Origin of the sequence: Micromonospora sp. DT43 (assembly GCF_049841645.1) — a bacterium.
In the GTDB taxonomy this organism is placed as follows: Bacteria; Actinomycetota; Actinomycetes; order Mycobacteriales; family Micromonosporaceae; genus Micromonospora.
The window spans coordinates 98,663-117,228 of sequence record NZ_JBNCKR010000004.1 but is presented as its reverse complement, the minus strand read 5'-3'; the positions used below and the strand labels follow the sequence as shown (position 1 = coordinate 117,228).

Below are 18,566 nucleotides of genomic sequence, written 5' to 3'. Positions count from 1 at the left end.
CGGGCGTGCGGGCGGGAGGTGTCGAGATGGGGTCGAACGCGACGGTGACGGGGCCGGGGCGACAGCGAACCGCCGGCTCGGACGGCGAGAGCACGGTGCCCGCCGCGGAGCCCGTCATCGGCTGGTCCGACTACCTGGCGGCGGCGCGCCAGCTGGATGCGGTCCGTCGCGGGGCGGCTGCGGCCGCCGGTGAGCAGGCCCGCTCGGCGGAGGCCGCTCGGGAGGAACTGACTGTCGTCCGGGCCGGGCTGGCGAGTCAGCAGGAGCGGCTGCGGGAGCGGGGCGTACCGGCGATTTCGCTGGTGCCGTCGCCGCCGGAGCTGACCGAGGCGGCCCGGTCGATGGCCGGCGGTCCGGCCGCCGTGCTGGCGGCGCTGCGGGCCGCGCGGGGTCGGGCCGAGGCGGCGGACGCCGCGTTGGCCGCGCGTCGCGGCCTCCGGGCGGCGTCCTGGCCCGCGCGGGCGCGCAACCTCCTGGTGTACGGGCCGCTGGCGCTGCTGGTGCCGCTGATCCAGGTGGTGGTGTACGCGGCGACCGGTGCGGGCCCGGCCAGCGTGACGGCCCTGATCGCCGGGTTGCCGATGCCTGCGGTCGCCTTCGGCGTCGGCTGGGTGGGTGTCGGGCGGGCGTTCCGCGTCAGCCCCGACGAGCGGGTGGACCGCACGACGCGCTTCGGCGCGCTGGTCTGCCTGGTGCCGGCGGTGCTGGTCACGGCCGGCCTGCTGTTGGCCCTGCTGGCGGGCTGACGGGCCGACGAGCGGGCCGGGCCGAAGACGTCACGGCCCAGAGAGCACCGCAGACGCGACGGCCGGCCGTCCCCGCAAGGGTCGGCCGGCCGTTGTCGTATCCGGAAGGTCAGCGGGGGATGATCAGCGCCATCGCCTCGGACCGCGACTTGGAGTCCGACTGGAGGATGCCGCGCACCGCCGAGGTGATGGTCTTGGCACCGGACTTCTGGATGCCGCGCATCGCCATGCACATGTGCTCGCACTCGAGCACGACGACGACGCCGCGCGGGGCGAGCTTGCTCATCAGCAGGTCGGCGACCTGCGAGGTGAGCCGCTCCTGCACCTGGGGTCGCCGGGCGAAGACCTCCACGAGGCGGGCCAGCTTGGACAGGCCGGTGATCCGCCCGTCCGGGCCGGGGATGTAGCCGATGTGCGCGCTGCCGCGGAATGGCAGCAGGTGGTGCTCGCAGAGACTCATCACGTCGATGTCGCGGACGATCACCAGCTCTTCGTGGTTGGCCTCGAAGGTGGTGCTGAGCACCTGGGCCGGGTCGACGCGCAGGCCGGCGAAGAGTTCGGCGTACGCGCGGGCGACCCGGGCCGGGGTCTGCTGGAGTCCGTCGCGGTCCGGATCCTCGCCGACGGCGATCAGGATCTCCCGGACGGCCTTCTCGATCCGGCCGAGGTCTACCGCGTCCTCGACCGGACGGCCGGTCAGCTTGCCGCTGATCAGCCGTGCGGCCACGTAGTCCAGCTCGTCGTCGCCGTCGGGTTCGGTCGCGGAGACGGCCAGCTCCCGGTGCGGGGAGCTGGCCGTCGGGTCGTTGCTCAGTGCGTGCCGTCCGAGTTGTTGGACGGCGTCCCGCCGCCGACCGACGCCTGCGCGCCGTCGGCCTGGGCCTGCGCCTTGAGCTTGTCCTTCTCCGCGGGGGTGAGCACGGGCGGCTCGGTGGACGGCTGGCGCTTGCCGAAGCCGTTGTACGGAGCCAGCGGCGGACGCTTGACCACCCGCGCGCAGATCCGCGCCATGTCGGCGGTGGAGAGGGTCTCCTTCTCCATCAGCTCGAGCACGATGCTGTCCAGGACGTCCCGGTATTCCACCAGGATCTCCCAGGCCTCGTCGTGCGCCAGCTCGACAAGTGCCCGCATCTCGCCGTCGATCTCGGCGGCCACCGAGTCCGAGTAGTCCCGCTCGTGGCCCATGTTGCGGCCGAGGAACGGCTCGTCCCCGCTGGTGCCGTACTTGATCGCGCCGAGCTTCGAGCTCATGCCGTACTGGGTGATCATCGCGCGAGCCAGCTGGGTGGCCTTCTCGATGTCGTTGCCGGCGCCGGTGGTGGGCTCGTGGAAGACCAGTTCCTCGGCGGCCCGGCCGCCCAGCGCGTACGCCAGGGTGTCGATCATTTCGGCGCGGGTCTGGGTGTACTTGTCTTCGGTCGGCAGCACCAGGGTGTGGCCCAGCGAGCGGCCACGGGACAGGATCGTCACCTTGTGCACCGGCGCGGCGTGCGGCAACGCCCAGGCGACAAGCGCGTGCCCACCCTCGTGGTACGCGGTGATCTTCTTTTCGTTGTCGCTCATCACCCGGGTCCGTCGCTGCGGACCCGCGACCACCCGGTCGATCGACTCCTCGAGCGAGTCGTTGCTGATCGCGCGCTGCTCCTTACGAGCGGTGAGCAGGGCCGACTCGTTGATCACGTTGGCCAGGTCGGCACCACTGAAGCCCGGAGTGCGTCGCGCGACCGCGTCGAGGTCGACGTCTGGCGTGAACGGTTTGCCCTTGGCGTGCACCCGCAGGATTGCCTTGCGGCCCTCCATGTCGGGGGCGTCCACCGGGATCTGCCTGTCGAACCGGCCCGGGCGCAGCAGCGCCGGGTCGAGGATGTCCGGCCGGTTGGTGGCCGCGATCAGGATGACCCCGCCCTTGGTGTCGAAGCCGTCCATCTCGACGAGCAGCTGGTTGAGCGTCTGCTCGCGCTCGTCGTGGCCGCCACCCATGCCGGCGCCGCGGTGCCGGCCGACGGCGTCGATCTCGTCGACGAAGACGATCGCCGGGGCGTTCGTCTTGGCCTGCTCGAACAGGTCACGGACCCGGCTGGCGCCGACACCGACGAACATCTCCACGAAGTCGGAACCGGAGATCGAGTAGAAGGGCACCCCGGCCTCGCCGGCGACCGCGCGGGCCAGCAGCGTCTTGCCGGTGCCGGGCGGGCCGAACAGCAGCACGCCCTTCGGGATCTTGGCGCCCAGTGCCTGGTACTTCGCGGGGTTCTGCAGGAAGTCCTTGATCTCGTACAGCTCTTCGACGGCCTCCTCGGCACCCGCGACGTCCGCGAAGGTCGTCTTCGGAGTGTCCTTGGTGATCATCTTCGCCTTGGACTTGCCGAAGTTGAGCACCCGGGAGCCGCCGCCCTGCATCTGCGACATGAAGAACAGCAGCAGGAGCACGAGCAGCGCGATCGGCAGCAGGTTGACCAGCAGGCTCACCCAGATGCTGTCCGACGAGACCTTGGCGTCGGCCGGGCCGGTGACCCGGTTGGCAGCCTTGGCGTCCAGCACCTGGTTCCAGATCTCGTCCCCAGCCTGGTACGGGAACTGGGCCTCGATCCGGTTGGTGTTGGTGTCACCGAACTTGGTCTTGTTCTTCAGGTCCAGCTGGAGCGTCTGCTCCTTGTCCTGGAAGACGACCTTGTTGATCTGGGCGGTGTGGAGCTGGTCGAGCGCAACGGAAGTGTCCACGCGGTGGTAGCTGGGACCAGCGGTGAACAGCTGACTGAGCACAACGGCGCCGAGGATGACCAGGATGATCCAGACCACCGGTCGGCGGAAGAAACGCGTACGTTCCATACTGTTGTCGAGCGCCGGAGCGCCCGCATCCTCCTGATCGACGTCCTGACCGTCTGATGGTGTCGCCGCCCTGGGCGGCGTCGGAGCCGCCGTGCGGGCCGGCCTCGACCCCGAAGCGCGAAAACTGCCGCGCCGCGGTCATTCGACGGTACACCGTGTACGCGAGGAGTGAGCTTGCGAGCCCCGCAGTCGTGTACCAATCAAAAGCCCGTGTACGCGACGAGCGAGCCTGCGAGCCCCGCCCCCGGTTCTCCATCGCCATCGACGACGCGCTCCGTGGACGGCCCCGCCGGCCCCGCGCGAGACGTACGGCGGGTCCGGGCAAGAACCGGCGTGGCGGGGAATCCGGCCCGGCCACCCGCACGCCCGGTCACGCGGTCGAGGGGCCGGGCGCGGAGTTGCCTCCGCGCCACCGGGCTCCACGGTAACCGGAAGAACTGAGAGCCCGCTGAACGTCGGCTTGATGAACGCCGATTCGAGTCGGCGCACCGCACCCACGGGCGGGGGCCCGGCGTCAGGACCGGGCGTAGACCTCGGGCTTGAGCACCCCGACGTAGGGCAGCTCCCGGTACCGCTCACCGAAGTCGAGGCCGTACCCGACCACGAACTCGGTGGGGATGTCGAAGCCGACGTACTTCACCGGGACCGGCACCTTCACCGCGTCAGGCTTGCGGAAGAGCGCGACCACCTCGACGCTCGCCGCCGAACGCGACTCCAGGTAGCGCAGCAGCCAGGAGAGCGTCAGCCCGGAGTCGACGATGTCCTCGACGACCACGACGTGCCTGCCGGCGATGTCCCGGTCGAGGTCCTTGAGGATGCGGACCACCCCGGAGGAGGTGGTGCCCTGGCCGTAGGAGGAGATGGCCATGAAGTCGAGTTCGGCCGGGGGGCCGTTGCGGCCCAACGCCCGGGCGAAGTCCGCCATGAACATCACCGCGCCCTTGAGCACGCAGACCAGCAACAGTCCGTCGCCCACGTGCGCGTAGTCGGCGGAGACCTGCTTGGCCAGCTCCGCTGTCTTCTCGCGGATCTGCGCCTCGGAAATGATCACGTGGTCGATGTCGGCGTCGTACCAGGAGCCGTCAGCCATGACTCCTAGCCTGCCGTACGTCGGATGGCCTTCGTCGGCGGGGCCGCACCTTTCGGCACGGTCCCGCCGGAGATTTTCGGTGCAAAAGATGCCAAAGGCATCAGCTGGTACGAGATCGCCAGCGGCGGCCGTCCTCGCTGGGCTTCCAGTCGGCCGAGTCGTGGCTGTCCGCGGTGAGGCCGGCCGCCGAGGCGGCGACGAGCAGGACGAGGAACAGGAGGAAGAGCAGAGACTCCATGGCGGCGCTCACTTTCGCATGGTTGCTGTCGGTTTCGCCGCCGGTGCGCACCGGACTGAGACCAGTCTGCGCCGGCTCGCCCCGCCCGGACAGTGGCAGGGATGCCACTGGGCATCGATTTACTGCCACCTCTCGGGTTACCCTCGTCACATGCTCCGATCCGTCGCCGTCCTCGCCCTCGACCAGGTCGCTCCCTTCGAGCTCGGCGTGCTGGCCGAGGTGTTCGGCACCGACCGGACGGCCGACGGCTTCCCCGCTTACCGCTTCGACGTGTGCAGCCCCGACGGCGCCGCCGTACGCACGTCCTCCGGCTTCCACCTCACCCCGAACGCCGACCTCGGCCCGCTGGAGGAGGCGGACCTGGTGGCCGTCCCCGCGCACAGTCAGGGCACTGTCGTTCCCGACCCGGTGCTCGACGCGCTGCGCCGCGCCGACGCGCGAGGTGCGTACCTGTTCAGCGTCTGCTCCGGCGCCTTCCTGCTCGGCGCGGCGGGCCTGCTGGACGACCGGGAGTGCACCACCCACTGGCGCTACGTCGACGAGCTGCAACACAGGCACCCCCGCGCCCGGGTGCGCTGCAACTCGCTGTACGTCCAGGACGGCCGACTGCTCACCAGCGCCGGCACGGCGGCCGGCATCGACGCCTGCCTGCACCTGATCCGCCAGGTGCACGGCTCGGCCACCGCGACCCGCCTGGCGCGGCGGATGGTGGTCCCACCGCACCGCGACGGCGGCCAGTCGCAGTACGTCGAGGCGCCCATCCCCCGGGCCCCCGAGGCGCCGACACTGGAGCCGGTGCTGGAGTGGCTGATGGGCCACCTGGACCGGACGATCACGGTGGAGGAGCTGGCCGCCCGGGCCGGCATGGCCCCGCGCACGTTCGCCCGCCGGTTCCGCGCCGAGACCGGCACCACGCCGCACGACTGGCTCACCAACCAGCGGGTGCTGCTCGCCCGGCGACTGCTGGAGGAGACCCCGTTGAGCGTGGAGGCCGTCGCCGACCAGGCCGGCTTCGGCGACGCGGCCGCGCTGCGCCACCACTTCAGCCGCCGCGTCGGCGCCACCCCGCACAGCTACCGGACCACCTTCCGGGACCGGGCGCACACCCCCTGAGCCGAGGCATCAGTTGAGGGGTCCCCTCAGTCGGGTGGGGAGTCGACAGGTGTCAGCCGGTCGGCGCGGCGGAGCACCCGGCGACCGCCCGGCAGGTCGGTCGGGCCCTGACCGTGCCAGCCCGTCACCAGCGCGTCCAGGGCGACGACGTGCCGGTGCGACAGCGCGCTCGGCAGCGCCCCCAGCTCACGCGCCCAGGAGTGCAGCACCCGACCGCGCACGGCGGGCGGAAGGTCGGCCAGCACGGGCACGGAGAGCCCTCCGTCGGGGCACCGGGCCGCCGCCAGCGCCGTATGCGCCAACTCGTCGAGCGCGGCGTTGTCCGCAGCCACCAGTCGGGCGGTCCGCGCGAGGTTGTCCACCACGCCCGGCCCGAGCGCCCGTACCAGCGCCGGCAGCAGATCGGCCCGCACCCGCGAGCGGGCGTACGACCGGTCGGTGTTGTGCGGGTCCTGCCACGGGTCGAGCCCGAGCGCGGCACAGGCGGCGCGGGTCTGCTCCCGGCCGATCTCCAGCAGCGGACGCAGCAGTGGCACCCCGCCCAGGTCCCGCCGGTCGGGCATCCCGGCCAGCCCACGTGGGCCGGCGCCCCGGGCGAGTGCGAGCAGTACGGTCTCGGCCTGGTCGTCGCGGGTGTGCCCGGTGAGCACCGCGACCGCCTGGTGCTGCCGAGCCGCCTCGGTCAACGCCTCGTAGCGGGCCTCCCGGGCCGCCGCCTCCGGGCCGCCCGGACGCCCGGCCACCCGCACCCGCACCGCCAGCACCGGCGCGAACCCGGCCTCGCGGGCCCACGCGGCCACCGCCTCCGCGCGCCGCTCCGAGCCGGACTGCAGGCCGTGGTCGACTGTCACCAGGCCGGTGGGCCGACCCAGTCGGGGCGCCACGAACACGGTCGCCGCCGCCAGGGCCAGCGAGTCGGCCCCACCGGAGCAGGCGACAAGCACCGGGCCGCCGGACGGCAGGCCGGTCAGCGCGCGGCGGACCGCCACCCGGATCGCGGCCACCGGCGGGGCGAGCGCGGCCACCTGCGGGTGATCAGCCGGCGGCCGGCGGTACGGTGCCGGCCGGGCCGTGCACCCGCTCCACCCAGGCGTCCGGGTCGCCCAACTCGCTGAGCCGGGGCAGAGTGAGCGGCGACTTGAAGATCGAGTTGAAGCCGTCCATGCCGACCCGTTCGACCACACCGTGCACGAACTTGCGGCCCTCGGCGTACTGGCGCATCTTGACGTCCACTCCGAGCAGCCGGCGGATCGCCTTCTCCAGCGGGTTGCCCGCCTCACGGCGCCTGTTGAACGACGCCCGGATCCGCTCGACGCTCGGGATCACCTGCGGGCCGACGCCGTCCATCACGAACTCGGCGTGCCCCTCCAGCAGGGTCATCAGCGCGGTGAGCCGGTCGAGCACCGCACGCTGGGCCGGGGTCTGCACGATGTCCAGCACGCTGGTGCGGCTCTCCGGGTCACGGACCGCCTCGGACAGCGTTGCCACCCCGCGCCGCAGCCGCTCGACGAGATGCTCGCTCCCGCTGGACGAGGCGTCCACGAACGCCTGCACCTCGCCGAGGAAATAGGCCCGCATCCACGGCACGGCGGTGAACTGGGTCAGGTGGGTGACCTCGTGCAGGCAGACCCACAGCCGGAAGTCCCGGGGATCGGCGCCGAGCTTGCGCTCCACCTCGACGATGTTCGGCGCCACCAGCAGCAGTTGGCCCGGGTCGGCGGAGAAGACCTCGTACTGGCCGAGCACCCGGCCGGAGAGGTAGGCCAGCACGGTGCCGGCCTGCACGCCGGTCAGCCGGGACCCGATCGCCTCGGTGAGCGCGCCGGGCTGCTTGTCGCCGGACAGCCGACTCACCAGCGGGGTGATCACCTCACGCAGGCCGGCGATGTTGGTGGCCGCCCAGTCCCGGCGGTCGACGACCCGCACCGGCGGGTGCGCCACCTGCGCCCGCAGCCCCGTGTAGTCGGCCACGTGCCCGGCCGCCTCGTCGGTGAGCCGACGCAGGTCGCCGACCACGTCGGTGGCCTCGGAGTACGACACCCGGGGGCCCGACTTGCTCAACGCCCCCGCGGTGGCGGCGGCCAGATCCCAGTCCACGAACTGCGCCATGGACCCACCGTACCCGCGTCGCGACACCCCGGCCCGGGCTCGCGTCGGCGATCGACGTCGGTCGCGGGCCGGAGCCCTCCGCCTCGACGGCCGTCAGCGGCACCCGCAGCCGGCCAGCGCGGCCGCGATGCGGTCCAGCGCCGGTTGGGCGGTGTCCGTCCCACCGGGCACCTTGTCGGTGAGCACCGCGAACGTGAGCAGCCGCCCGTCGGCCGTGGTCACCAGGCCCGCGATGGCGTGCACCCCGGTCAGCGTGCCGGTCTTGGCCCGGACCGCGCCCGCCCCCGCGGCGGTGCCCGGGGCACCTCGGTAACGCTCGCCAAGCGTGCCCGACCAGCCGCCCACGGGCAGGCCGCCGAAGACGCCGGCCAGCTCCGGGTGGTCCGGGCTCGCGGCCAGCCGGATCAGGTCGGTGAGCAGGGACGGGCTGATCCGGTTGAGACGCGACAGCCCGCTGCCGTCGGAGAGGGTGATCTCGTCGGCGGGGAGGCCCAGCTCTGCCACCTCGGCGTCCATCGCGGCGGCGGCGCCGTCGAACGAGGCCTTCTGGCTCCGGGCCAGCGCCACCTGGCGGGCCAGCGCCTCGGCCAACAGGTTGTCACTCTCGCTGATCATGATGTCGACCAGCCGGATCATCGGCGGTGACTGCACCGCGCCCAGCTCAGTACCGGGAGGCGGCGTGCCGCCGGCGGCGGTCGCCAGCGCGGGTGCCGTGCCCCGCTTGACGGCGCTGGCCGGTACGCCGAGCAGCCGGGCGAACGACCGGCCCGCGGCGAGGTCCGGCTCGGCGACCCGCTCGGCGCCGCCGGCCTCGGCCTTCGGGTTCTTACGTGCGCCGTCAATCATCAGCGCGGTCACCGCGCCGCCGTAGCCGCCGGTCGGGATGTCGTCGTCCCAGCCGGGGCCGTACACGGGGCCGGAGTAGATCGTCCCGTCGACGGTGACGGTGGTCGGGGCGGTGCCGCCGAGCGCGGTACGCACCTGCGCGGCCAGGTCGTCCAGGCGAGCCGCGCCGGGGTAGTAGCCCTTCTTGTCCACCGCGAGCGTGGGGTCGCCGCCACCGACGATCACCACCTCGCCGGGGTTGGTGCCGGCCACCGCCCGGGTGGGGATCCGGTACCCGGGGCCACGGGCGGCCAGCACGGTCACCGCGGTCGCCAGCTTGGTCACCGAGGCGGGCACCGTCCCGTCGTCCGCCCCCTTGGCGAACAGCGTCTGACCGGTGCTCACGTCGGCCACCGAGACGTTCACCCGGTCGCCCAGGGCGGGCACACCGACAAGCGGGTCCAGCGCGGCTCGCACCCCGTCGGGCGCGGGCAGCGGGGCGTTCGGGTCGGGCCCGTCCAGCACGTCCGCCGGGTCGGGTTCCGCGGCGGGGGCGCCCGCGGTCGGCGTGGACGCGGCGTCCTCGCCGAACCAGGCGGCGACCGGGCCCGGTCGGGTCACCACGACGCCGACACCGGTCAGCACCAGCAGCACCACCACGGCCAGCACTGCCACCAGCCGCCCTCGGCGGCGGGGCGGGGTCGGCGGCGCGGAGGGCGGTTCGGCGGCCGGCGACGGCAGCGCGGAGATCGGCGGGCCCAGCGGGGGTACGCCGGTCGGAAAGCGGACAGTCGGGCCGTCGCCGGACGGCGTGCCACCCCGGGCCGGGCTGGTCGGAGCGGCTCCGACCGGGGCTTGGCCGGTCGGGGTGGGACTGGTCGGGTGTGCGGTGCCGGGCGGGGCGCCGGCAGGACGGTCTGCGCCGAGGACCGGGAAACGACCGCTGTTCGACCCGGCTGAAGTCGCCTCCGACGAGCGCCACGGCAGCGGCGGGGGCCGCTCGGGAACCGACTCCTCGGGTGGCCGGGGAAGGTGGGCGTCGGGCACCGGGACCCGTCCGGTGGCGCCGCCGGAGCCGGATCGTCCGGTACCACGCGCGGTGCCCCCGTCCGGGCGGTAGTGTGAATCTTCCCTCCCCACGACCCCCTCCTCCCCCAGCGAAAATCGGCTTGGGTGACACTACTTCGGTCCGAAGACTATGCGGCGGCCGGAGTCGGCGGGTGGGCATTCACCTGTCCGGAGGGCCGCCAGTGGTTCCGTTAGCCAGCGTGGGCAGACGAGGGAGCGTGCAGATGGATTTCGACGTGACGGTTGAGATCCCCAAGGGTCACCGGAACAAGTACGAGGTGGACCACAAGACCGGCCGGATCCGGCTGGACCGCACCCTGTTCACGTCCACCCAGTACCCGGCCGACTACGGGTTCATCGAGGAGACGCTGGGCGAGGACGGCGACCCGTTGGACGCGCTGGTGCTGGTCCCGGAGCCGACCTTCCCGGGTTGCCTCATCCGCTGCCGGACCATCGGCATGTTCCGGATGACGGACGAGAAGGGCGGCGACGACAAGGTCCTCTGCGTGCCCTACGAGGACCCCCGCCAGGAGCACCTGCGCGACATCCACCACCTGGGCGAGTTCGACCGCCTGGAGATCCAGCACTTCTTCGAGGTGTACAAGGACCTGGAGCCCGGCAAGTCGGTCGAGGGCGCGACCTGGGTCGGCCGCACCGAGGCGGAGGCCGAGATCCGGGCCTCCTACCAGCGGGCGCGCGACGCCGAGGCGCGCGGCGAGTCCGCCCACTGACGAACGTTCACCGGCCGGGCCCGGGAGCCGCTCAACCGAGCAGCCCCCGGGCCCTGTCGTACAGGTCGAGCACCGCGCAGGCGACAGGCACCACGGCGACCACCAGGGCCGTGTCGGTGAGGTCCGCGACCCTACCGAGGTACGGCGACACCGCTCGCCTGGCGTACCCGGTGCCGGCGGCCACGGTCACCAGGCCCAGCGCCGCCCCACCGAGGACCAGCGCCAGCCGGCCGGTGTCGTCGGCCCGGTCGATGAGCACCGCGCCCAGCACCGCGTAGCCGACCAGCCCGGCGAGCACCGTCGGCACCCGGTGTCGCAGAGCCACGAACAGTCGCGACCGCAGCAGCAGCACGGCCGACACCACCGCCACCAGCACAGCGCCGGCCGTCCCACCGGCCACCCCGAGGACGACAGCCGCGCCCACCGCCAGCACGGCGTGCCCGAGCAGCATCCCGGTCAGCACCTCCTCGGTGCGGGTGACGGCCGCGTGCACCCGACCCCGGTCCGGCAGGTCCCGGGGGCGTTCCGGCTCGGTGCCGGACGCGGTGGCCGGCAGGGTGATCGGCGGCAGCGGCAGCTTGCCCAACCGGATGGCCAGTAGCGGGATCGCACCGAGGGCGAAGACAAGCGCGCTGAGCAGCACCGCCGCCGTGCCCGCCGGGGTCAACAGCAGCGCGCCGAGCGCCGCGCCGGCACCGAGCAGGCCGACCGTGACGCCGGCCACGAAGACCCGCAGTCGGCTGGCCACCCCGAGCAGCCCGAGCAGCGCCACCAGCAGCAGCGTCACCGAGCCGGTCAGCAGCTCGGGCGCGCCGACCCAGCGCACCGGCCCGAACGGCCCGACCGGATCGCCTGAGCCGACCGCCAGGGCACCGGCCACGAAGGCGTACGGCAGGGCGTAGCCGCCGAGCGTCGCCCCGGCGGCGCCGTCGCCGTTGGCGCGGGAGGCGACCGCACCGGCCACGGTGAGCAGCAACGCCACCACCGCCGCCGCGAACCAGCCGTTGTGTAGCGTCGGACCCCCGGCGAGCAGGGCGAGCAGCCCGACGGCGAGCGGCACGGCGGCACCGGCCAGACCGGCGGCCCGGGTGGCGGCGGAGGACCAGGCCCCACCCCGTCGGCGGGCGCCGTCGGCGATCGCCTCCACCACGTCGTCGTACTCCAGCTCGGGCCAGTGGGCGTGGGCCGGCACCAGATGCAGCACCTCACCGTCGCGGACCCCCTGCGGCAGCAGCGCCTGCGCCGTCGCCAACAGCGCCCCGTCGGTACGACGCAGCACCCACCCGCCGTGCCGCTCGCCGTCGTCGGCCAGGCCCTCGCCTGCGTGGCGCAGCACGTCGGGCAGCAACTCGGCCAGGGGCACCTGCTCCGGCAGTGCGACGTCGACCCGCCGTTGCGGCGCGCTGATGGTGACGCGGGCCAGCCCGGTTGTCATCGAGTGATCTCCATATCGAGGGGGATCGGAGGCTGCGCGGACGACAGGACTTTACCTACGATGAGCCAGGCTCGGGTTACCCAGCGCTGTCAGGAGGCCGAGTGTCCACAGTCGTCATCAAGCGCCCGCCGCGCCGGCCAGCGCCGGAGATCCCCGTCGGCGAGCTGCCCGTCGAGGCGCCGCCGGAGATCCCCGCCGTGGCCGGCGGCCGGTGGCAGCAGGTGCTGATGGTGCTGCCCATGCTCGGCGGCACGGTGGCGATGGCGATGATGTTCGGACGGGGCGGCGGCGCGTACTCGTACGTGGTGGGCGGGATGTTCGGGCTCTCGTCGCTGGCCATGCTCGTCACCTCGTGGGGCAGTGCGTCGGGCACACCGAAGAAGTCGGAGATGATGGCGGCCCGCCGGGAGTACCTGCGCCACCTGGCCACGCTGCGCCGCCGGGTCCGGCAGACGGCCGGCCAGCAGCGGGCCGGGCTCTACTACCGACACCCCGACCCGGGTCGGCTGTGGTCGACGGTGGACAGTCGCCGGGTCTGGGAACGCCGTCCCGAGGACCCGGACTTCGCTGTGGTACGCGTCGCCGTCGGGCCGCAGACCCTGGCCACCCCGCTCGTCGGCCCGGTCACCCGACCGTTGGAGGAGCTGGAGCCGATGACCGCCGGCGCGCTGCGCCGCTTCCTCGACGCGTACTCCGTGGTGCCGGAGCTGCCCGTCGCCCTGTCGCTGCGCAGTTTCGCCCGCGTGCACGTGCGGGCCGCCACCGGCGGCGGCCCGACCACCGGTGGGCCGTCCACCGGCGACCAGGCCGCCCAGGCCCTGGCCCGGGCCGTGCTGACCCAGCTGGCCGTGTTCCACGCCCCCGACGAGCTGCTGATCGCGGTCTGCGCCGGCCCGGAACGCCGTGCCGAGTGGGAGTGGGTGAAGTGGCTCCCCCACGCGCACCACCCCTCCCGCACGGACGCGCTCGGGCCGGTGCGGCTGGTGACCTCGTCGGCCGCGGAGCTGGAACGGCTGCTCGGTGACGTGCTGGCCAGCCGGTCCCGGTTCAGCCCGGCCGGACCGGCCACCGACGGCCCGCACGTGGTGGTGGTCCTCGACGGCGGTGACCTGACCGGCGCCTCCGACCTGACAGGTGACGGCGGTATCGACGCGGTCACCGTGCTGGACCTGGACACCCCGCCGCCCCGCGTGCTCGACCGGTACGCGCTGCTGTTGGAGCTGCGCGGCCGGCGGCTGCACTCGTGGTCGGCTGAGGGGCACGCGGAGGTCGGCACCGCCGACCACCTCGACCTCGCCGACGCCGAGGCGGTCGCCCGGCGGTTGGCGCCGCTGCGGCTGGCCGGCGCGGCCCGTGGCCCGGACGCCCCACTCCAGGTCGAGCTGGGCCTGCCGGAGCTGCTCGGCCTCGGCGACCCGGAGAGCTTCACCGCCGAGCAGGGCTGGGCGCCACGCTCGGCCCGGGACCGGCTGCGGGTGCCCATCGGGGTGGGTGTCGACGGTGGGGCCATCGAGCTGGACCTCAAGGAGTCCGCCCAGGACGGGATGGGCCCGCACGGCCTGCTCATCGGGGCCACCGGCTCCGGCAAGTCCGAGCTGCTGCGCACGCTGGTGCTGGGGTTGGCGGCGACGCACAGCTCCGAGCAGCTCAACTTCGTCCTGGTCGATTTCAAGGGCGGGGCCACCTTCGCGCCGTTCGACCGTCTGCCGCACACCGCGGCCGTGATCACCAACCTGGCCGATGCCCTGCCCCTCGTGGACCGGATGGTCGACGCGATAAACGGGGAGCTGGTCCGCCGGCAGGAGCTGCTGCGCCGCGCCGGCAACTTCGCCAGCGTGCGCGACTACGAGCGGGCCCGCGCGGCTGGCAGCCCACTCGCCCCGCTGCCGTCGCTGCTGCTGATCTGCGACGAATTCTCCGAACTGCTCTCCGCGAAGCCCGACTTCATCGACCTGTTCGTGCAGATCGGCAGGCTGGGCCGGTCGCTCGGCGTGCACCTGCTGCTCGCCAGCCAGCGCCTGGAGGAGGGCCGGCTGCGCGGGCTCGACACCCACCTGTCGTACCGGATCGGGTTGCGCACCTTCTCCGCGCTGGAGTCGCGGACGGTGCTCGGTGTGCCCGACGCGCACGAGCTGCCCCGCTCGCCGGGCCACGGCTACCTGCGCGCCGGCACCGATCCGCTGGCCCGGTTCAAGGCCGCGTACGTCTCCGGCGCGGTGCGCCGCCGGGCCGCGACGGTGGGCGCCGCGACCGGCGGCGGCGCTCGCCTGCTCACGTTCACCACCCATGCCGTGCCGCTACCCGAGCCGGCCACCCCGGCGCTGCCAATGGTCGCCGAGGACGAGAGCAACAGGGAGACCCTGCTCGACCTGCTGGTCGACCGGCTCGTCGGGCAGGGCCCGCCCGCCCACCAGGTGTGGCTTCCGCCGCTCGGTGAGCCGCCTGCCCTGGACGAGCTGTTCGGCCCGGTCGAGGTGGACCCAACGCGCGGGCTCACAGTGGGCAACCCCGAGCTGCACGGCGCGCTGGGTGTGCCGGTGGCCGTGGTGGACCGGCCGTTGGAGCAGCGCCGGGACCTGCTCTGGCTGACCCTGGACGGCGCGGCCGGGCACGTCGCGGTGGTCGGTGCGCCGCAGAGCGGCAAGTCCACGGCGCTGCGCACGCTGATCTGCGCGCTGGCGCTCACCCACACCCCGGCCGAGGCGCAGGTCTACTGTCTCGACTTCGGCGGCGGTGGCCTCGCGGCGGTGCGCGATCTGCCGCACGTGGGCGGGGTGGCCGGCCGCGCCGATCCGACAGCTGTGCGGCGCACGGTCGGCGAGATGACGACACTGCTGGCCGAGCGGGAGCGCCGCTTCGCCGAGCTGGGCGTGGAGTCGATGGCCGCGTACCGGCAGCGCCGTGCGGCGGCGGGAACGACCAGCCAGCCGGGCGCCGACCCGTTCGGCGACGTCTTCCTGGTGATCGACGGCTGGAGCACCGTCCGCGGCGAGTACGACGACCTGGAACCACTGATCACCGACCTGGCCACCCGGGGCCTGTCGTACGGGCTGCACGTGGTCGCCACGGCGCTGCGCTGGCTGGATTTCCGCCCGGCGATCCGAGACCTGTTCGGCTCCCGACTGGAGTTGCGCCTCGGCGACCCGTCCGACTCCCTGGTGGCCCGGCGGGCGGCGGCGAACGTGCCGGAGCGCCCCGGCCGGGGGGTGACGGCGGAGAGCCTGCACTTCCTCACCGCGCTTCCGCAGCTCGCCACCCCGAACGCGGGCACCGCCGACCTCGTCAAACGGATCGCCGACAGCTGGGCCGGGCCGGTGGCGCCCCGCGTCCGGCTCCTCCCGCCGGTGCTGCCGTACGCCGATCTGGATCTCGCGGCGACGACCGGGCTGCGGCTGCCGATCGGGATCGCCGAGGCGGACCTGCGGCCGGTGTTGCTCGACTTCGCGAGCGAGCCGCACTTCGTGGTCTTCGGGGACGCGGAGTGCGGCAAGTCGACGTTCCTGCGGGCGTTGGCCACCTCGATCACCACCCGGTTCACGCCGGAGGAGGCCCGGGTGATCCTGGTGGACTATCGGCGCAGCCTGCTCGGTGCCATCGAGACGCCGCACCTCATCGGGTACGGCACCGCCGCCGCGCACACGGCCGACCTGGTCGAGTCGGCCGCCGGCTACCTGGAGCGGCGGGCCCCCGGGCCGGAGGTCACGCCGCAGCAGTTGCGGGACCGCTCCTGGTGGTCGGGGCCGGAGCTGTTCGTGCTCGTCGACGACTACGACCTGGTGGCGGCGGGCCCGGCGAACCCGTTGCGGGCGCTGGAGGAGCATCTGCCGCACGCCCGCGACGTCGGACTGCACCTGGTGCTGGCCCGCCGTTCCGGGGGCGCGGGGCGGTCCCAGTACGAGCCGGTCGTGCAGCGGCTGCGGGAGCTCTCCACCTCCGGGCTGGTGATGGCGGGCAGCCCCGAGGAGGGCGCGCTCGTCGGTCCGGTGCGACCCGGTCCGCTGCCGGCGGGCCGTGGTCGACTGGTCACCCGACGGGAGGGCGTACGCCTCGTTCAGCTCGCACACCTGCCGCCACCGTGACCTGTCTCCGTGGTTCCTCCCGTGACGGGTGGGGAAACCGGTAATCTCCGATCGTCATGGTTCCGTCGGGATGAATGGCTGAGGATGTGACAGGGGTTCGGCACAGCGGACCGGCAGTGGCCCGACGGGCCGGCCGGGCGCTGCTCGGTGTGTCGGCGATGCTCGCCGTCGCGGTTCCTACCGCCGCACCCGTCGCCGCGCCCAGCAGCGGCGGCCAACTCGCCGGCGCACCGACGGCGTTCGCCCCCGGTGACAGCGTCGCCCGCACCGACCAGGTCCGTGACGAGCAGTGGCAGCTCGACGAGTTGCGGGCCGACACCGCCTGGCGCAGCTCGACCGGCCGGGGCGTGACGGTCGCGGTGATCGACTCCGGTGTGGACGCCAACCATCCCGACCTGGCCGGTCAGGTGCTGCCCGGCCTCGACCTGGTCGGGCCCGCCGGCGGCGCCGGCCCGGATCCGGTCGGTCACGGCACCACTGTCGCCGGCCTGATCGCCGGGCGCAACGACGACAAGCGGGGCGTGGTCGGCCTGGCGCCGGATTCCCGGATCCTTCCGGTCCGCGTGCTGGACGAGCGCAACAAGTACGACGACGCCCTGATCGTCGCGAAGGGCGTCCGCTGGGCTGTCGACAACGGCGCCCGGGTGATCAACCTGTCGTTGGGCGGCAGCGGTGACAGCCCGGCCCTGGCCGCGGCTCTGGACTACGCGTTCGCCCGGGACGTGGTGGTCATCGCCTGCACCGGCAACCTGGCCACGTCGCCCGACTCCAAGGTCTGGTACCCGGCCCGCGAGCCGGGCGTGATCGCGGTCGCCGGGCTGGAGCGCAGCAGCGACAACCTGTGGTCCGGGTCGATCACCGGCCGGGCGACAGTGCTCACCGCCCCCGCGACCGGCCTGGTCGGCGCCCGCCCGTCCGACGGGTACTGGCGGGTGCAGGGCACCAGCTTCGCGGCACCGTTGGTGGCCGCCACCGCCGCGCTGGTTCGGTCCCGCTACCCGGACATGCCCGCCGGCGAGGTGGTCAACCGGCTGCTGGCCACCGCCCGTGACATCGGTCCGACCGGCCGGGACGACCGTTTCGGGTACGGGGTGGTCGACCCGGTGGCGGCACTGACCGCGGACGTTCCCCCGGTCACCGTCAATCCGCTTGACGATCTGACCTCGCCGGGCGTGGTCGGCTTCGGTCCGGCCCCGGGTTCGGGCGACAACGACCCGGTCAGCGGCGCTGGCGGGGACCCGCTCGGTTTCACCGCTCCGCGACAGCAGACGGGGTGGACGGCCCGGGCGGCGGGCGTACCGGACGAGTCGGCGCCGGAGCACCTGTGGACCGGGGTTGCGCTCTTCGCCGCCCTGGTGACCGGCGCGGGGTTGCTGGTGCGTCGGTTCCGCCAGCGCACTCCCTGAACACGGCCGGGACGACCGCGCCACCGCGCCAGCGCCGACGGCATGCCTGATTGCCCGGCGGGTGGGGTAGAAACGTCCGCATGAGCACGCCCGCCGCACGTACCCTCGACACCACCCGGCACCCGTCCTGGCGGCGTCGCCGCCTCGACCCGGACCACTCGTTGGGCCTGCGGCTGACCCTGGCGGCGACGGCGGCGTTCCTGGTGCTGGTGCCGTTCGCCCTGCTCGCGCTGCTGGTGCTCGGGGCGTGGGCGCCGCTGCACCAGCTGGACACGGCGATCACCGACGCGCTGCACGACCACGCGGTGGACCATCCGGCCTGGGTCACGCTGATGCACGTCTGGACCGCGGTTTTCGCGCCGATGCCGCTGCGGGTCGTGGCCCTGCTCGTGGTGATCTGGCTGCTGCGCCGCCAGGCTCGCCGGCTGGCCCTCTGGGTGACCACCACCATGGTGGTCGGTGGGTTGATGGGTCCACTGCTCAAGTTGCTCGTCGGCCGGGACCGGCCGGAACTGCTCGACCCGGTGGCGCGGGCCGCCGGCTACTCGTTCCCCTCCGGGCACGCGCTGAACGCCACCCTGGCCGCCGGGGTGCTGCTGCTGGTGTTCCTGCCGTACGTCGGGCGCTGGGCCTCCCGGGTCGCGCTCTGGGTCGCCGCGCTGCTGGTCACCGTGGTGACCGGGCTGAGCAGGGTCGCGCTCGGTGTGCACTTCACGAGCGATGTGCTCGGCGGTTGGCTGCTCGGCGTGGCGGTGGTCGCGGCGACCACCGCGGCGTTCACCAGTTGGCGGGCGCACACCGGTCTCCGGGCGGTCCGGCCGGCCCGCGACGGTGTCGCGCCGGAGGTCGAGCGGCACCCGGACGCGACCTGAGGCGTGCCGACGACGCCGAACGGGT

14 protein-coding genes are annotated in these 18,566 nt (G+C 73.6%); 6 read left to right on the top strand and 8 right to left on the bottom strand.

Going from position 1 to position 18,566, the window contains the following annotated elements; all coding sequences use genetic code 11:
* Positions 1 to 26: 26 nt before the first annotated feature.
* A complete protein-coding gene (locus tag ACLQ26_RS12050) occupies positions 27 to 746 on the top strand; it encodes a hypothetical protein (RefSeq protein WP_425744491.1) in 720 nt (239 codons plus the stop codon).
* A gap of 109 nt (positions 747 to 855) precedes the next feature.
* Here ACLQ26_RS12050 and folE read toward each other — a convergent pair whose 3' ends face one another.
* The 4 genes from folE to ACLQ26_RS12030 form a co-directional block, all read right to left on the bottom strand.
* A complete protein-coding gene (folE, locus tag ACLQ26_RS12045; protein ID WP_363686784.1) occupies positions 856 to 1,521 on the bottom strand; it encodes a GTP cyclohydrolase I FolE in 666 nt (221 codons plus the stop codon).
* A gap of 35 nt (positions 1,522 to 1,556) precedes the next feature.
* Positions 1,557 to 3,575, bottom strand: coding sequence for an ATP-dependent zinc metalloprotease FtsH (gene ftsH, locus ACLQ26_RS12040; protein ID WP_363686606.1), 2,019 nt, complete (start codon positions 3,573 to 3,575; stop codon positions 1,557 to 1,559).
* 514 nt (positions 3,576 to 4,089) lie between these two features.
* On the bottom strand, positions 4,090 to 4,665 hold the full coding sequence (gene hpt / locus ACLQ26_RS12035) for a hypoxanthine phosphoribosyltransferase (RefSeq protein ID WP_030328005.1): 576 nt from the start codon (positions 4,663 to 4,665) through the stop codon (positions 4,090 to 4,092).
* Positions 4,666 to 4,765: 100 nt separating this feature from the next.
* Positions 4,766 to 4,915, bottom strand: a complete 150-nt coding sequence (locus tag ACLQ26_RS12030; protein ID WP_425744818.1) for a hypothetical protein — start codon at positions 4,913 to 4,915, stop codon at positions 4,766 to 4,768.
* A 138-nt stretch (positions 4,916 to 5,053) separates the two neighbouring features.
* Between ACLQ26_RS12030 and ACLQ26_RS12025 the strand changes: the two genes are divergently transcribed.
* Positions 5,054 to 6,016 (top strand): GlxA family transcriptional regulator, encoded by a 963-nt coding sequence (locus ACLQ26_RS12025; protein WP_425744490.1) that lies wholly within the window; start codon positions 5,054 to 5,056, stop codon positions 6,014 to 6,016.
* Between the two features lie 26 nt (positions 6,017 to 6,042).
* Here ACLQ26_RS12025 and tilS read toward each other — a convergent pair whose 3' ends face one another.
* From tilS to dacB, 3 genes are all read right to left on the bottom strand, one after another.
* Complete coding sequence (gene tilS / locus ACLQ26_RS12020; RefSeq protein WP_425744489.1) at positions 6,043 to 7,041, bottom strand: tRNA lysidine(34) synthetase TilS; 999 nt, start codon at positions 7,039 to 7,041, stop codon at positions 6,043 to 6,045.
* Positions 7,042 to 7,051: 10 nt separating this feature from the next.
* On the bottom strand, positions 7,052 to 8,125 hold the full coding sequence (locus tag ACLQ26_RS12015; protein WP_425744488.1) for a zinc-dependent metalloprotease: 1,074 nt from the start codon (positions 8,123 to 8,125) through the stop codon (positions 7,052 to 7,054).
* A 93-nt stretch (positions 8,126 to 8,218) separates the two neighbouring features.
* Complete coding sequence (gene dacB / locus ACLQ26_RS12010) at positions 8,219 to 9,691, bottom strand: D-alanyl-D-alanine carboxypeptidase/D-alanyl-D-alanine endopeptidase (protein ID WP_425744804.1); 1,473 nt, start codon at positions 9,689 to 9,691, stop codon at positions 8,219 to 8,221.
* Positions 9,692 to 10,242: 551 nt separating this feature from the next.
* Between dacB and ACLQ26_RS12005 the strand changes: the two genes are divergently transcribed.
* The gene (locus ACLQ26_RS12005; protein ID WP_234583300.1) at positions 10,243 to 10,749 is read left to right on the top strand and encodes an inorganic diphosphatase; all 507 of its coding nucleotides are present in this window, start codon (positions 10,243 to 10,245) and stop codon (positions 10,747 to 10,749) included.
* Positions 10,750 to 10,780: 31 nt separating this feature from the next.
* On the opposite strand, the gene eccD is transcribed toward ACLQ26_RS12005, so the two are convergent.
* Positions 10,781 to 12,184 carry a type VII secretion integral membrane protein EccD gene (gene eccD, locus ACLQ26_RS12000; protein ID WP_425744487.1) on the bottom strand — a complete coding sequence of 468 codons (1,404 nt, stop codon included), beginning with the start codon at positions 12,182 to 12,184 and terminating at the stop codon, positions 10,781 to 10,783.
* Between the two features lie 101 nt (positions 12,185 to 12,285).
* Between eccD and eccCa the strand changes: the two genes are divergently transcribed.
* The 3 genes from eccCa to ACLQ26_RS11985 all read left to right on the top strand — a co-directional run bounded on the left by eccCa (position 12,286) and on the right by ACLQ26_RS11985 (position 18,541).
* A complete protein-coding gene (gene eccCa, locus ACLQ26_RS11995; protein ID WP_425744486.1) occupies positions 12,286 to 16,263 on the top strand; it encodes a type VII secretion protein EccCa in 3,978 nt (1,325 codons plus the stop codon).
* A 74-nt stretch (positions 16,264 to 16,337) separates the two neighbouring features.
* Positions 16,338 to 17,669 (top strand): type VII secretion-associated serine protease mycosin, encoded by a 1,332-nt coding sequence (gene mycP / locus ACLQ26_RS11990; RefSeq protein WP_425744485.1) that lies wholly within the window; start codon positions 16,338 to 16,340, stop codon positions 17,667 to 17,669.
* An 80-nt stretch (positions 17,670 to 17,749) separates the two neighbouring features.
* Positions 17,750 to 18,541: a phosphatase PAP2 family protein gene (locus tag ACLQ26_RS11985; RefSeq protein ID WP_425744484.1), complete on the top strand. Its 792-nt coding sequence runs from the start codon at positions 17,750 to 17,752 to the stop codon at positions 18,539 to 18,541.
* The last annotated feature ends 25 nt before the right edge of the window (positions 18,542 to 18,566 follow it).